This is a genomic window from Gluconacetobacter tumulicola (assembly GCF_014174215.1).
Classification (GTDB): domain Bacteria; phylum Pseudomonadota; class Alphaproteobacteria; order Acetobacterales; family Acetobacteraceae; genus Gluconacetobacter; species Gluconacetobacter tumulicola.
This window is the reverse complement of record NZ_JABEQL010000019.1, coordinates 39,821-53,882: the sequence shown is the minus strand read 5'-3', so window position 1 is coordinate 53,882 and position 14,062 is coordinate 39,821. Positions and strand designations below refer to the sequence as shown.

Annotated in this window: 12 protein-coding genes; all 12 read right to left on the bottom strand. The window is 67.0% G+C overall.

Annotation, left to right across the window (positions count from 1 at the left end; translation table 11 throughout):
- Positions 1 to 187: 187 nt before the first annotated feature.
- The 12 genes from HLH29_RS13650 to tolQ all read right to left on the bottom strand — a co-directional run bounded on the left by HLH29_RS13650 (position 188) and on the right by tolQ (position 13,902).
- Positions 188 to 937 (bottom strand): response regulator transcription factor, encoded by a 750-nt coding sequence (locus HLH29_RS13650; RefSeq protein ID WP_182967728.1) that lies wholly within the window; start codon positions 935 to 937, stop codon positions 188 to 190.
- 446 nt (positions 938 to 1,383) lie between these two features.
- Positions 1,384 to 2,196 carry a bifunctional hydroxymethylpyrimidine kinase/phosphomethylpyrimidine kinase gene (gene thiD, locus HLH29_RS13645; protein ID WP_182967726.1) on the bottom strand — a complete coding sequence of 271 codons (813 nt, stop codon included), beginning with the start codon at positions 2,194 to 2,196 and terminating at the stop codon, positions 1,384 to 1,386.
- Positions 2,197 to 2,216: 20 nt separating this feature from the next.
- Positions 2,217 to 3,575, bottom strand: coding sequence for a phosphoglucosamine mutase (gene glmM, locus HLH29_RS13640; RefSeq protein WP_182967724.1), 1,359 nt, complete (start codon positions 3,573 to 3,575; stop codon positions 2,217 to 2,219).
- Positions 3,576 to 3,593: 18 nt separating this feature from the next.
- Complete coding sequence (gene folP, locus HLH29_RS13635; protein ID WP_182967722.1) at positions 3,594 to 4,649, bottom strand: dihydropteroate synthase; 1,056 nt, start codon at positions 4,647 to 4,649, stop codon at positions 3,594 to 3,596.
- Between the two features lie 107 nt (positions 4,650 to 4,756).
- Positions 4,757 to 6,691, bottom strand: a complete 1,935-nt coding sequence (ftsH, locus tag HLH29_RS13630) for an ATP-dependent zinc metalloprotease FtsH (RefSeq protein ID WP_275944186.1) — start codon at positions 6,689 to 6,691, stop codon at positions 4,757 to 4,759.
- A gap of 197 nt (positions 6,692 to 6,888) precedes the next feature.
- Positions 6,889 to 8,154, bottom strand: coding sequence for a tRNA lysidine(34) synthetase TilS (gene tilS, locus HLH29_RS13625; RefSeq protein WP_182967718.1), 1,266 nt, complete (start codon positions 8,152 to 8,154; stop codon positions 6,889 to 6,891).
- Between the two features lie 262 nt (positions 8,155 to 8,416).
- On the bottom strand, positions 8,417 to 9,352 hold the full coding sequence (locus HLH29_RS13620) for a tetratricopeptide repeat protein (RefSeq protein WP_246374248.1): 936 nt from the start codon (positions 9,350 to 9,352) through the stop codon (positions 8,417 to 8,419).
- A 226-nt stretch (positions 9,353 to 9,578) separates the two neighbouring features.
- Positions 9,579 to 10,055, bottom strand: a complete 477-nt coding sequence (gene pal, locus HLH29_RS13615) for a peptidoglycan-associated lipoprotein Pal (RefSeq protein ID WP_182967716.1) — start codon at positions 10,053 to 10,055, stop codon at positions 9,579 to 9,581.
- A 246-nt stretch (positions 10,056 to 10,301) separates the two neighbouring features.
- Positions 10,302 to 11,675: a Tol-Pal system beta propeller repeat protein TolB gene (tolB, locus tag HLH29_RS13610; protein WP_182967714.1), complete on the bottom strand. Its 1,374-nt coding sequence runs from the start codon at positions 11,673 to 11,675 to the stop codon at positions 10,302 to 10,304.
- Positions 11,676 to 11,719: 44 nt separating this feature from the next.
- On the bottom strand, positions 11,720 to 12,712 hold the full coding sequence (locus HLH29_RS13605; RefSeq protein WP_182967712.1) for an energy transducer TonB: 993 nt from the start codon (positions 12,710 to 12,712) through the stop codon (positions 11,720 to 11,722).
- A 26-nt stretch (positions 12,713 to 12,738) separates the two neighbouring features.
- Positions 12,739 to 13,182 carry a protein TolR gene (tolR, locus tag HLH29_RS13600; RefSeq protein ID WP_182967710.1) on the bottom strand — a complete coding sequence of 148 codons (444 nt, stop codon included), beginning with the start codon at positions 13,180 to 13,182 and terminating at the stop codon, positions 12,739 to 12,741.
- A gap of 3 nt (positions 13,183 to 13,185) precedes the next feature.
- On the bottom strand, positions 13,186 to 13,902 hold the full coding sequence (tolQ, locus tag HLH29_RS13595) for a protein TolQ (protein ID WP_182967708.1): 717 nt from the start codon (positions 13,900 to 13,902) through the stop codon (positions 13,186 to 13,188).
- Positions 13,903 to 14,062: the final 160 nt, after the last annotated feature.

Here is a 14,062-nt window from a genome sequence, read left to right as displayed (position 1 = left end):
TTGATTCAGATCAAGGCCGATGCCCCCTGACGGTGCCATAAGGAAAGGGCGATGGGGGCATCGCATTATTCAATCATCACGCTAACTCGCAGGGTCTTCGGACCCTGCTTTTTTTTGCGGAACGCCAAGGCAGCACGATGCCTCGCGCTCTTGCCGATCCGTACGCTTCCACCCCCAGGACCCGTCGTCAGACAACCGACAGGACCAGTTCCTCCGACGATCGCGGCGGCGACATCATCACGCCGGAAGGCGGCGCGTCCTCATCGCCATCCTCCCTGAGCATGTAACCCTGCCCCCATACGGTCGTGACCACGTTCTTCGCCCCCGCCTGCTGCAATTTCTTGCGCAGCTTGCAGATGAAGACATCGATGATCTTCATTTCCGGCTCGTCCATCCCGCCATAGAGATGATCAAGAAAGGCGAACTTGGTCAGGACCGTACCCCTTCGGAGCATGAGCAGTTCCAGGATCATGTATTCCTTGCCGGTCAGATGAACCAGCCGCCCCTTCACCGTCACTTCCCGGCTGTCCAGCGACAGCTTCACCAGCCCGGCCTGAAGCACCGGCTGGCTATAGCCTTTCGAACGGCGGACGATCGCCTGGATACGGGCGGCCAGTTCCGGCGTATCGTAGGGCCGGGTAATGTAATCGTCCGCACCGGCCGAAAAGGCCCTGACCTTGGCCTGGGCCCCGTTCAGGCTGGACATGGCAACGATGGGTGTATCCAGCCGCGCGGCCCTGGCCGCCCGCAGGACTTCATATCCGTCAATATCCGGCAGTACCATTTCAAGTAATGCCAGATCATAATCGTAACGGCGGAGCATCTCGACCCCTTCGTGCCCAGTCACGGCGTGGTCGATCATGTAGCCAACAGAGCGCAATGTGCTGGAAGTACCACGGGCCGCACTCCCATCCCCTTCGACGAGCAAGACACGCATGTTAATCAACCATTGATTGTTTATGACTACAGTTACTACCTATAGGTGTGTAACTCTCCGTAAACAATCCTTTTAGGATGGGTTCGGGCGTCAAAATCCCATGATCACGAATATGTTACATCAAGCCGCGGAACGCACTTCGAACGTGCCGGAAAGATCTTCCTCGTCGCCAAGCCCGCATATCGGCGCATCAGACGCCAATGCCGCCAAATATCGCGCATGCATACCGGACACGCCCGCATGAACGAAACGTGACCCCAACGTCACGTACATCACGCGATATTCGGCCAGAATTCAAAGGAATGTGTATTCGATCCCCCATCAATTCTCCGCCCGTATCGAGCGCCCTGAGGGGGATAATAAACGAAGATCATCCGAAATGAGTCCCGCCCGTATTGTCCGACGCCTGGAGGAAGCACAGCCGTCACACATTTTCGGTCAGAGTCTCAGGCGCCTGGGGCACCCCATGCCGAATCGACCGTCACCGCATGATTCAGCGGCCCCGCGCCGGCTCCATATCCAGGTGCGGTCGCGATCGCGGCCCGCAGATAGCGCCGGGCCTGTTCCACCGCCGCGCGCAGGGCCAGTCCCTGGGCCAGCCCGGCGGCAATCGCACTGGCCAGCGTGCAGCCGGTCCCATGCGTATGCCGCGTCGGCAGCCGCGTGTCCGAGAACAGGGAGATGCCCGACGATTCGCACAGCACATCGGTCAGGATATCGCCCTCCAGATGCCCCCCCTTCAGCAGCACCGCCCGCGCACCCGCGCGCCGCAGCGTTTCGGCCGCCCGGCCCATATCGTCCACCGTGCGGATCGGATGGCCGACCAGAACCTCCGCCTCCGGCAGGTTGGGCGTCAGCAGGCTCGCCAGCGGCACCAGATGCCGCATCAGCGTCTCCACCGCATCATCCTGCAACAGGCGCGACCCGCCCTTGGCCACCATCACCGGGTCCAGCACATACGGAACATCCGGGCGGGCCCGCACCTCCGCCGCCACCGCCTGGATCACCTCTCCCCGGTCCAGCATGCCGCTCTTGAAGGCATCCACCCCGATATCGTCCAGCACACTACGCATCTGGGCCGCCACGAAATCGGGCGGCACCGGCAGGATTCCGCTCACCCCCAGCGTGTTCTGCACCGTCAGGGCCGACACCGCCGTCATGGCAAATCCGCCCAGCGCGGTCACGGCCTTGATATCCGCCTGGATTCCCGCACCGCCGCCGGAATCGCTGCCGGCGATGACCAGGACGCGACCCTTCATGATGGCCAAGACCGGCGCCCCTACGCCGCTTCCTGCGCGGAACCGATCACCGCGCACATCCCGGCGACCACACGCTCCACCAGCGCCGGGTCCTCGGCCTCCGCCATCACGCGGACCAGCGGCTCGGTCCCGCTTTCGCGCAACAGCAGCCGCCCGGCCGTCCCCAGTTCGGCCTCGGCCTGCCGGCGCGCCTCCTGCACCGCGGGTGCGTGCAACGGGCTCTTGCCGACGAAACGCACATTGCGCAGCAATTGCGGAAAGGGCGCGAACACGCGACAGACCTCGCTGGCCGGCCGCCCCTCCTCGACCAGCACCGCCAGAACCTGCAAGGCCGCGACCAGACCGTCACCGGTGGTCGCGAAATCGGACAGCACCATGTGGCCCGACTGCTCGCCACCCAGATTGACGCCCAGTTCGCGCATCCGCTCGACGACATAGCGGTCGCCCACGGCCGTACGCACCAGTTCCAGCCCCAGCCCGTCCAGGCAGCGCGCCAGCCCCATGTTCGACATCACCGTCGCCACGACCTGCTTCGCGCTCAACCGGCCCTGCCGGCTCCACGACCGGGCGATCAGGGCCAGGATCTGGTCGCCATCGATCAGCCGCCCCTGTTCGTCGGCAATCAGCAGCCGGTCGGCGTCACCATCCAGCGCAATGCCGATATCGGCCTCATGCGCCACCACCGCCGCGCACAGCGCCTCGGGCCGGGTCGAGCCGCAATTCTCGTTGATATTGACCCCGTTCGGCTCGCACCCGATCCGGATCACCTCGGCCCCCAGTTCCCACAGGGCGGTCGGCGCCACACGATAGGCGGCACCGTTGGCGCAGTCGATGACGATGCGCAGCCCGTCCAGCCGCCGCCCGCGCGGGAACGAGGCCTTGGCATTCTCGATATACCGGCCGGCCGCATCGTTCAGGCGCGAGGCACGGCCGATCTGCTCGGGCGTCGCCAGGCGGTCCGTCAGGTCGGCGCGCATCAACGCCTCGATCTCGGCCTCGGTCTCGTCGGTCAGCTTGAACCCGTCCGGCCCGAACAGCTTGATGCCATTATCGCCGAACGGATTGTGCGAGGCCGAGATCATGACCCCCAGATCGGCGCGCAGCGAGCGCGTCAGCATCGCGATCGCAGGCGTCGGCATCGGTCCGGCCAGCGTCACGTCCACCCCGGCGGAAAGAAACCCCGATACCAGCGCGCATTCGATCATGTAGCCGGACAGCCGCGTGTCCTTGCCCACCAGCACACGGTGCCGATGCGTCCCGCGCGTAAAGCGCAGGCCGGCGGCCTGTCCCAGCTTCTGGGCAACTTCCACCGTCATCGGGTCCTGGTTGGCCGTGCCGCGGATACCGTCGGTGCCGAACAGTTTTCTGGTCTTGGTCATCTTCCGGCTATCCCTGGTTCACCGCGCCTGTTGCCTGCCCCGCTTATCGCAGGTCCACAATCCTTGCCAGACCCTCAGCGCCTGCATCATGGCCGGAACATTGTGCACGCGCAGGATGGTGTTGCCGAGTTCCAGCCCCGGCAGGCTGCTGGCGATCGTGGCCGGATCACGGTCCGACGCCACCGGCACGCCCGCCATCTCCCCCAGCACGCGCTTGCGCGAGGTCCCCAGCAGGACGCGGCACCCCAGATTGGCCAGAATCGGCAGGCGCCGCATCATCTCGATATTCTGCGCGGCATTCTTGGCAAACCCGATGCCCGGATCAACGATGATCCGGTCCCGGGCAATGCCGTTCGCCACCGCCTCGTCGATCCGCGCGGCCAGTTCACGCGTCACGTCGACGGCCACATCGTCATAGGTGGCGAATTGCTGCATGGTCTGCGGCGTGCCGCGCATGTGCATCAGCACGACAGGGCAACCGGCATCGGCCACCACCGCCAGCGCGTACGGATCGTGCAGCAGGGCCGAGATATCGTTGATAAGCGCCGCCCCCGCCCCAAGCGAAGCCGACATGGTCCCCGCATTGCGGGTATCGACCGACAGCGCCACGTCGGACTGAAGCCGCAATTCCGCCAGCACGGGGGCAATGCGCGCCCATTCCTCCTCCGGCGTCACGACAACCGATCCGGGGCGCGTGCTCTCACCGCCGATATCCAGCAATCCCGCCCCCGCCGTGATCATGGCAATGCCGGCGCGAATCGCCGCCTCGGCCCCGAAATGGCGGCCGCCATCGCTGAAACTGTCGGGGGTGACGTTCAGGATTCCCATCACCTGCGGCCCGGGTGCGAGGTCCGCCGAGGGCAGCGGCGCGGTCACGCGCGCCAGCACATCCAGCCAGTCAGCAGGCACATCCGCCGCACGGACCATTCGCGCGGCATCGCCGTCGATCAAACGCGCCAGGGTAAAGGCCGCCGGCCCACCAGCCAGCCAATGGGCCAGCCCCGCCTCCACCGCCCCATGGGCATCCTGCCCGAACACCAGTCCCGTCGGTTCAAGCAGCCGCAACGCGTCCATCGACCTCCCGCCCCATCATCATGGCATGGTCCTGAAACGAAAACAGACGGAGCCACCCCCGCCTGTTTTCCCTACCCATCCTGCAAGCAAAATGCAGCCCGCCAGCGTCAGCCCGGCAGCGGAGCCGGATCGAGGCCCGCCCCACCACCCGGTGAGGGCAGCGGCGCCGCCGGCGGCGTGGGCGGCACCGAAGACCGGCGATTCTCCGGCATCGGATCATCCACCACCACCCGCTCGATCGCCTCGCCGCGCAGCACCTGGCGGATTTCCTCGCCCGACAGGGTCTCATATTCCAGCAGCGCGTTGGCCAGCCGGTGCAGGTCCTCGACATGCTCGATCAGCAGGGTCCGCGCCCGTGAATAGGCGCTGTCGATCAGGCTCTTGATCTCGTCATCGATCTCGCGAACCGTCTCTTCGGACACGTTCTTGTTCTGGGTCACGCTGTGGCCCAGGAAGACTTCCTGTCCGTTATCGCCATAGGCGATCATGCCCAGCTTGTCGCTCATGCCCCATTCCGACACCATCCGGCGCGCCAGGTCGGTCGCCATCTTGATATCGCCCGAGGCGCCGTTCGACACGTTGTCGGCCCCGAAGATAATCTCCTCGGCAGCACGGCCGCCCATGGCCAGCGTCAGCTCGCCCAGGCATTTCGCCCGGCTCTTGGAATAGCGGTCGCCCTCGGGCAGGCTCATCACAAGACCCAGCGCACGGCCGCGCGGAATGATCGTGGCCTTGTGCACCGGGTCGGCACCCGGCGTCAGGATCGCAACCAGCGCATGCCCACCCTCGTGGAAGGCCGTCATCCGCTTCTCGTCCTCGCTCATGACCAGCGAGCGGCGCTCGGCGCCCATCAGCACCTTGTCCTTGGCGTTCTCGAATTCCAGCATCGCGACCGTGCGCTTGCCCAGGCGGGCAGCCATCAGCGCGGCCTCGTTCACCAGATTGGCCAGGTCGGCGCCAGAGAAGCCCGGCGTGCCGCGCGCGATCACCTTGGGATCGACATCCGACGCCAGAGGCACCTTGCGCATATGCACGCGGAGGATCTTCTCGCGCCCCATCACGTCGGGATTGGGTACCACCACCTGACGATCGAAGCGGCCGGGGCGCAGCAGGGCCGGGTCCAGCACGTCGGGGCGGTTGGTCGCGGCAATCAGGATCACGCCCTCGTTGCTCTCGAACCCGTCCATCTCGACCAGCATCTGGTTCAGCGTCTGCTCGCGCTCGTCATTGCCGCCGCCCAGACCGGCGCCACGATGACGGCCGACCGCGTCGATCTCATCGATGAAGATGATGCACGGCGCGGCCTTCTTGCCCTGCTCGAACATGTCGCGCACCCGCGACGCGCCGACGCCGACGAACATCTCGACGAAATCGGAGCCCGAGATGGTGAAGAAGGGCACGTTCGCCTCGCCGGCAATGGCGCGGGCCAGCAGCGTCTTGCCGGTGCCCGGCGGGCCCACCAGCAGCACGCCCTTGGGAATCTTGCCCCCCAGCCGGGTGAATTTCTGCGGATCGCGCAGAAAATCCACGATCTCCTGCAGCTCGCCCTTGGCCTCGTCGATGCCCGCGACATCTTCAAAGGTCACGCGCCCCTGCTTTTCCGTCAGCATCTTGGCGCGCGACTTGCCAAAGCCCATCGCCCGGCCGCCACCCGCCTGCATCTGGCGCATGATGAAGATCCAGGCGCCGAACATCAGCAGGATAGGCGCATAGTTGATCAGATAGCGCAGGAACGGATTGGAATCGCTGTCCTGCGGCTTCGCCATCACCTCCACGCCCTTCTCGGTCAGGCGCGGGATCAGGGTCGGGTCCTGGGGGGTATAGGTCTCGAACGACGTACCGTCCGTCAGCGTGCCGGAGACATTATGGTCCTGCACGACGACCGAGCGCACGCGCCCATTATTCACGTCCCCGATGAAGTCGGAATATGCCAGCTGCTGCGCGGCATGCTGCGTGCTTCCGGGCTGGAAGACGTTGAACAGCAACAGCAGCAGTACGATAATGATTACCCAGAGGGCCAGGTTCCGGCCAAAATTGTTCATCTTGCCCATTGTTCCATACGCTTGACGCCACCCGGATTCCGCCTGGTGCCGAAACACGCAGGTAAGGCTTCCTTCTGACCGGCAGCCAGACGCCTTCTCTACCTCGATTTAGTCATACATAGGCCCTTCGAGGGACATTCACACCCCCACACAGGGTCTTTATTGCCCCCCGGCGCGAAAATCCGCCTGCCAACCGGTCAATCGCCCCCCGCGAAACGCCCCGCCTCGACTGCCACCGCGCCGGGCATCAGCGTCAGGCGCACCCCTGCCAGCGCCGGATCGTGGCAGATCCCTATCGTCGGCACCCCGACCACCCGCCCGGCGCGGAACAGGGCCGGCAGGGTGCGCAGCGCGCGGGCCGGCCACGGCGTCTTCCAGTCCGGGGGCGGCATCCACCGCCCCGGCGGCCCCGCCGCCCCGACCGTCACCCCCCGCAGGTCGGCCCCATGCGGCGCGGACAGCACAAAGCGCCCGTCCCACACACATCCCTCCGCCGCCGGCATGGGGGCATGCATCGCCGCCTCCTCGCGCAGCAGCAGCCAGCGCAACCCGGCGCGGCGCAAGGCCGCGCCCGCCGCCATCAGGGAGGCACCGGCCAGCGTGGCCGGCCGCGGATCGGCACACAGCGCCGCCACCGCCCGCGCAGGCGGCAGATAATCCCGCCCCGATACCGCACGCAGCAGAAAGGCCAGCGCACGCGGGCAAGCCGGGTCTTCCGTCAGCCCCACCCAGCCGCCCTCGGCAGCCGTCACGCCACGCGCCAGCCACCGCGCCTGTTCGGCATCCCGCACCATGCGCGCAACCCCCGCCTCCCGCGCCTCCGCCTGCAGCCGCATCACCGCCGGCGGATCGGCGCACACCGTGGCCCGCAGACGGGCGCGCTCGGCCCGCTGATCGACGTTCGACGGGTCTTCCACCCATTCCAGCCCCGCGCGCCGCAGCGTGCCGCGCAAGCTCGCCGGCTCAATATCCAGCAACGGGCGTAGCAGGCGCAGGTCCCGAGTAAACGTCACCGCGCCCATGCAGGCCAGACCGTCCGGCCCGCTGGCGGCACGGCGCCGGATCAGCATGGTTTCCGCCTGGTCGCGGGCATGGTGCCCCAGCAACAGGTCGACGATGCCCGCCCGGCGACAGGCGGCCGAGAGGGCCGCATAGCGCGCACGCCGCGCCCGGTCGGCCAGGCCGGGGCCGGGCCGCACCCCCTCCAGCACCAGGATCTCGGCAGGAATACCCAGCCGCGCCAGACGGTCGCGGGTCAGACGCGCCTCGGCGGAAGCCGCCGGACGCAACCCATGATCGACGATCAGCGCCCGCACCGCCCGGCGCCACCGCCCCGCCAGATAGGCCAGGCAGAGACTGTCCGCCCCGCCCGACACCGCAATACCCACCTCGGGCATGCCCGCCCCATCCGGCACCCAGGGCCCCAACCCCGCCATGATGGCGGCAAACCAACCATCATCCATAATCCAGCCACCCTCGGAATCCCTCTCGACGGCCGGGCTCAAGAGCGTGACCGGAGATGTGGGCTGGCGAACGGAGAGCGGCCCGCAAGGCCGAGCTCAGGAGCGTGACCGGAGATGTGGGCTGGCGAGCGAGAGCGGCCCACAGGGCCGCGCCCGGCGTGCGTTTCCGAGCACCGGAGCGGAGCGGCCTTGATGGCCGTGAGCACCGGAGCACAGGAAACGCGCGTCGGATCGCCGCCAGCGCGCATCTCCGGTCACGCTCTCAGTGGCATCCGGCGCGGGTGCGATAGGCCGCCTCAGCCGTCTTGACGCGCGGCGCCGGCGACGGGAACTCGCTCTTCAGCTTGGCCAGGGCCTGGCATGCCGAATTCTTGTCCCCCATCGCCAGCAGCGACGCCGTCACGCCCAGCAGCGCATCCGGCGCCCGGCCCGAGCGCGGCGAGCGGTTATAGGTATCGTAATAGGCCACGGCCGACTGCCGATACTGCTTCTGCCCGGCCAGCGACTGCGCCAGCAGGAATTGCGCGTCGATCTGCAACGGGCCGCGCGGGCCGGCCAGCACCTGCTTGGCGGCCGCCTGCGCCGCCGCATAATCCCCATGCATCAGGGCCGCATTGCCGTCCCGCAGCATGGTTTCGGGCGTGGATTTGGCCGCTGGCGCCTCTCCGGCACCGGCCGCAGCAGCGGGTCCAGCCTCCGTAGGGGGTGCATCCGGCCGGGGCGCCGGGTGGCCACCATTCTGCATGGCGAAATTCATGTCGTCGATCTGCTTCGCCAGGGTCGCATTCTGCTGCTGCACCTGGTTGGTCAGCTGGTCGAGCTGCCCGCGCATGTCGCGCACCTGCTGCTCCAGGGTCATCACCCGGTCCAGCAATTGCGCCGTCAGATCGCCACCGGCCGGCGGGCCGCCATTGCCGCCAGCCTCGGGCGCGGGCGGCGGAAGGATGCCATTGCCCTGCCCGTTCCCCTGCCCCCAGGGCGCCGCCGACTGCATCTGCGAAAGCTGCTGGCGCAGATCCATGATCTGGTTCTGCAGCGCGATCCCCTCACGACTCGTCATCTGCTCGGTATCCTGCGCCCGGACCGCCAGCGGCGACAGGCCGGCCAGCAGGGTCAGGATCACCAGCCCCCTTGCGCGCGGGGTCAGTCCCCCGCGATGTCGAAACGGCAAAAAAGGGCGGAAGGCAACAGACCGCATGATACGGATGTCTCCATGAACGCACCGCCGCCGGCCGGACCAATGCCGATCGCCGGGCGCGACGATACGAGGTCATAAACGCCACCCCTTATGCACGCCCTCCCCGAAGGCGTGAAGAGATCACGCACGGTCCAGCCATGAAGACGAGGCAACGACAAAATAAAAAAGCCGGCCAGGTGAAAACACCTGGCCGGCTTCCTTCAGCCGAACGCGTCGGCCGGTTCGCTCAGCGAACCGACGTGATGCTGTTGCGGTTCTGGGCCCAGGCTTCCTCGTTGTCACCCGTCGCGGTCGGACGATCCTTGCCGTAGGAGATCGTCGTGATGCGCGAGGCGGCAACGCCCTTGGCCACCAGGTAGTCGCGCGCCGCGTTGGCACGACGCTCGCCCAGGGCGATGTTGTACTCTTCGGTGCCACGATCGTCACAGTTGCCGGCGAGCTGCACGGTAACCTGCGGATACTTCGCCAGCCAAGCAGCCTGGCGGTCCAGCGTCGCCTGGGCTTCGCTGGACAGGTTGTTTTTGTTCAGCTCGAAGAAGACGCGATCGCCAACATTGGCGACCAGATCGGCTTCACTGCCGGGCGTCACGCCGGTGCTCTGGGCGGCAGCACCGGTTCCGGTCGTGGCGCCCTTGTTCGTATCGTCCGAGCACGCCGCGAGAAAAACGGCCATGCCAAGCGCACCAAGAAGCTTCAGTCTCATTGGTTTTAGATCCTGAGATCGGTTCCCGCACGGAACCATATGATTAAGTTGCCGGTAAGCTTTATCTGGTTCCGATACTCGTTTTGTTCCGTCAACAACCCGACGACAGAACTATACGAACAGTGGAGCCCACTCGCCCGTTAGCGCCAGACATGACAGACCGTCAAGATGCCCGTAACACATGCCGGGCATCTTGTTTTGTACATCGGCCTGAAAAGCACAGTAACGCGCCTTCCCGGCGTGTTTTCAGCCGTTCAGCGGCGACCAGGCCGGATCGGACGCCATGCCGGCCGCCGGGATCGAGCGCTCGTGGAAGCCGGTGATGTCGATCGTGCCGATCGAGGACGAGAACCCCGCCCCCCCGGCTCCCGCCGCCGTCTGGCGGCAGAAGGCCAGCACCCGGCCATTGGGGCAGAAGGTCGCCGTATCCACGGTAAAGCCCTGGGTCAGGATGCGCTCGCCAGTGCCGTCGGGCACCATCACGCCCAGCGAGAAACTGCCGTTGGCAATGCGGGTAAAGGCGATCAGGTCGCCGCGCGGCGACCAGACTGGCGAGCCATATATGCCATTGCCGTAGGAAATCCGCTTCGCCCCACCCCCGCCGGCACTCATGATGTAAAGCTGCGGCGTACCCCCGCGATCGGAATTGAAGACGATCTGCGACCCGTCCGGGCTGTAGCACGGGCTGGTATCGATGGCGCCGGAACTGGTGAGCTGCCGCTTGCCGCGCGAGGCCAGGTCGACCGAATAGATGTCCGATCCCCCGCCGCGCGTGACGGACATGATGACCGTATGCCCGTCGGGCGCGAAGCGCGGCGCGAACGAGATCCCGTCGAAATCGCCGAGCAGTTGCTGCCGCCCCGTCGCCAGGTTCAGCACGTACACGCGCGGACGGTTGTTGGCGTAGGACATGAACGCAATCTGGTCGCTGACCGGGCTGAAACGCGGGGTCAGGGTCAGCCACTGGCCACCGGACAGATAATGGCTGTTGGCGCCATCCTGGTCCATGATCGCCAGCCGGGTGGTCTGGTGCGTCCGCGGGCCGGACCGCGCGATATAGGCGATCCGCGAGTTGAAATATCCCTTCTCGCCCAGCAGCCGCTCATAGATCACATCGGCGATGATATGCGCGATCTTGCGCGCGTCGCCGGCCCCGGCGGTGTAGGCCGTGCCCTGGATCTGCTGCCCGGTCAGCACGTCCCACAGCCGGAACTCGACGCGCAGTCCCCCGGCGCCCGTGGTGGCGGTGCCACTGACCAGCGCCCGCGCGCCCAGCGATTTGTAGGTGCCGAAATCCGGCACGCCGACCGGCAGCGCACCATTGATCGGGGCAAACAGGCCGCAATTGCCCAGGTCACCGGAAATCACGCTGCTGACCAGTTGCCCCGCATCGCCGCCCAGCACCGGAATGACGATGGGAATCGGCGCCGTGCGCGCCTGGTCCACCGTGATCTCGGCATCGCCCGGCGCGCCGGGCGCGGCCTGGGCCAGCGCGGACAGCGGCATGGCCAGGACACCGGCGGCGACGGCTCCGGCCCCGAGCAGGGCACGGCGGCCGAAATGGGTCGCCAGCAGCGAGGCCTCGACATCGGAAATCAGCGGAAGGTCACTCGGACGCATGGTCTTCTCCTCGAACGCACCGACGGGGCAGCGCCTGGGCTGCCTCACGGACGGAAAACGAATTTGAGCTGCTGGGTTTGCCCCAGCATCGCCTTGGGTATGGGCAGTTGCGCGCAGGTCGGGCTCAGCACCGCCGCACGCGCCCGTTCAGCCAGCGCGCGATAGGACGAATCGCCCGCCATCCGCGCCTGGGTCTCGGGCGCGAACTGGACGATGCGGGCCATGCCCGCGCCATCCACTGTCACCACCAGATGGGCCACGAACTGCGCATAATCCTTCGCCGCCGTATCCTCGGTGTAGCAGCGGCGGACGGCGTTCCCGATCGCCTTCTGCTCGGCCGAGCTCAGCGCATTGGTGATGTCGCCATCCGGCGCGCCGCCCCCGTCGGGCGCCCCGCCCTGCACCGGGTTCGCCCGCGCCTTCGGCGGATGGGTCTGCTTCTGGTCGGCACGGAACGCATCCAGCGTCGCTAGCAGCGAATGGGTATCCGGCACCGCCTTCTTCGCCTCGTTCGGCTGCGTGATGTGCGAGAATTGCTGCATCTTGGGCAGGGGCGCGGGCTCGGGCTGCGGCGACGGCGGGGCCGCTTCATGCGACGGCACCGGCGGCGACGGCAGGGAAGGCGGTGTCGGCACGGCATCGGGCGACGGCTGCTCGACCTTGGGCGGCACCGGGGTATCGGGCAGCTTCGCCGGCGGCGTCTCCGGCGGTGGCGGCATGGGCGGCGGCGGAGGCGGCGGCGGGGCCGCTTCCTCGTTCGGCGCCTTGACCGGCGGCGTCGGGGCCGGCGGCGCCTCCTGCGGCACGGGGGCCGGGGCCGGGGCGGGCTTGGGCGCCGGCTTGTCGGCCTTGTGCGGCGTACCGCCGCTGTCCGAGGGGGCGAACTCCATCTCGATGGTCGGCGGGGGCGGCGGCTCGGGCGGCACGGAAACCGGCAGCCCCAGCAGCACGGCCGCCAGCAGCACCATATGCGCGACACCTGATGCGACGATCGACCGCCGCATCAGGTTACGTTCGGAACGACGCGGCGGAACCACGATTGCGGCTCTCCTACCCGATGGCGTCAGGGCGCGCCGCCGCCCGAGGGCGGCTGCTGGGCCAGAAGAGCGACATGGGTAAAGCCGCCGGCGGTGATGCGGCCCATCACCTCCATCACGCGCCCATAATCGATATGCGAATCCCCCCGCACGAAGATGCGGTGCGACGGGTCGTTCTGCGCCGCCGCACGCAGCTGGTCCACCAGCTGGTCCGACGACACCGGATTGTCGCCCAGATACAGCGCGCCATCACTGCGTATGGACACCGTGATCGGCTTGGTGTCGGCATTGACCGGCGCCGCGTCGGTCTTCGGCAGGTCCACATTCACGCCGCTGGTCATCATCGGCGCCGTCACCATGAAGATGATCAGCAGCACCAGCATGACGTCGACCAGCGGGGTGACGTTGATGTCCGACATGGGGCGGCGACGCCCGCGGCGGCCGCCCCCTCCACCGAGGGAAACGCCCATGATTCAGCCCCTTTCTTCGGACTGGCGGGACAGGATCGCGGCGAATTCGGTGCCGAAGGCCGCCATCCGGTCCTCGAACAGTCCCAGACTGTTGCTGATGACGTTATAGGCGATCACCGCCGGAATGGCGGTCACAAGGCCGATGGCGGTGGCGAACAGCGCTTCGGAAATACCGGGGGCCACCACGGCCAGGTTGGTGTTGTGCATCGCCGCGATCGACCCGAACGCGTGCATGATGCCCCACACCGTGCCGAACAGGCCGATGAACGGCGCCACCGGCCCGATCGTGGCCAGGAAGATCATCCAGCGGCCCAGCCGCTCCATCTCGCGCGTGATGGTGATGTTCATGGCGCGGTCGACGCGCTCCTTCACCCCGCCGCGCGCCAGGTCGATGCCGGCGATGCGTGCCGAGCGGCGCCATTCGCCCATCGCGGCGCCGAACACGGCCGCCATCGGGTGCAGCGGCTTGGCGCCATCGGATTCGTACAGATCGTCCAGGCTGCCGCCCGACCAGAATTTGTCCTCGAACGCCGACGCCTCGCGATTCACCCGCCGCAGGGTCACGATCTTGTCGAAAATGATGCCCCATACGACGACGCTGCTGACCGCCAGGCCGATCATCACCAGCTTGACGATGATCGCCGCGTTCAGAAACAGACTCCACAGCGACAGGTCGGACGCAGCCGCGCCCAGATTCGCCGCGTTAACCGCTTGGTCCAAAAACGCCTCCTGCACCTTCCGCACACAGCTTCGGCACCCCGCTCCCGACGCCGAGTCGGGGCAGTCCCACACTGCTTTCCAAACTGTTCCTTATAGGCTTCCAGGAGAAAGCAGAAGCACCCCCCACGGCGGGACGCACCCGCCGCACGGAAAAAATTTC

Bases quoted from the DNA above. Each gene is read 5' to 3' on its own strand.
- HLH29_RS13650 (WP_182967728.1), bottom strand. From the start codon at position 937: ATGCGTGTCTTGCTCGTCGAAGGGGATGGGAGTGCGGCCCGTGGTACT.
- thiD (WP_182967726.1), bottom strand. From the start codon at position 2,196: ATGAAGGGTCGCGTCCTGGTCATCGCCGGCAGCGATTCCGGCGGCGGT.
- glmM (WP_182967724.1), bottom strand. From the start codon at position 3,575: ATGACCAAGACCAGAAAACTGTTCGGCACCGACGGTATCCGCGGCACG.
- folP (WP_182967722.1), bottom strand. From the start codon at position 4,649: ATGGACGCGTTGCGGCTGCTTGAACCGACGGGACTGGTGTTCGGGCAG.
- ftsH (WP_275944186.1), bottom strand. From the start codon at position 6,691: ATGAACAATTTTGGCCGGAACCTGGCCCTCTGGGTAATCATTATCGTA.
- tilS (WP_182967718.1), bottom strand. From the start codon at position 8,154: ATGGATGATGGTTGGTTTGCCGCCATCATGGCGGGGTTGGGGCCCTGG.
- HLH29_RS13620 (WP_246374248.1), bottom strand. From the start codon at position 9,352: ATGCGGTCTGTTGCCTTCCGCCCTTTTTTGCCGTTTCGACATCGCGGG.
- pal (WP_182967716.1), bottom strand. From the start codon at position 10,055: ATGAGACTGAAGCTTCTTGGTGCGCTTGGCATGGCCGTTTTTCTCGCG.
- tolB (WP_182967714.1), bottom strand. From the start codon at position 11,675: ATGCGTCCGAGTGACCTTCCGCTGATTTCCGATGTCGAGGCCTCGCTG.
- tolR (WP_182967710.1), bottom strand. From the start codon at position 13,182: ATGGGCGTTTCCCTCGGTGGAGGGGGCGGCCGCCGCGGGCGTCGCCGC.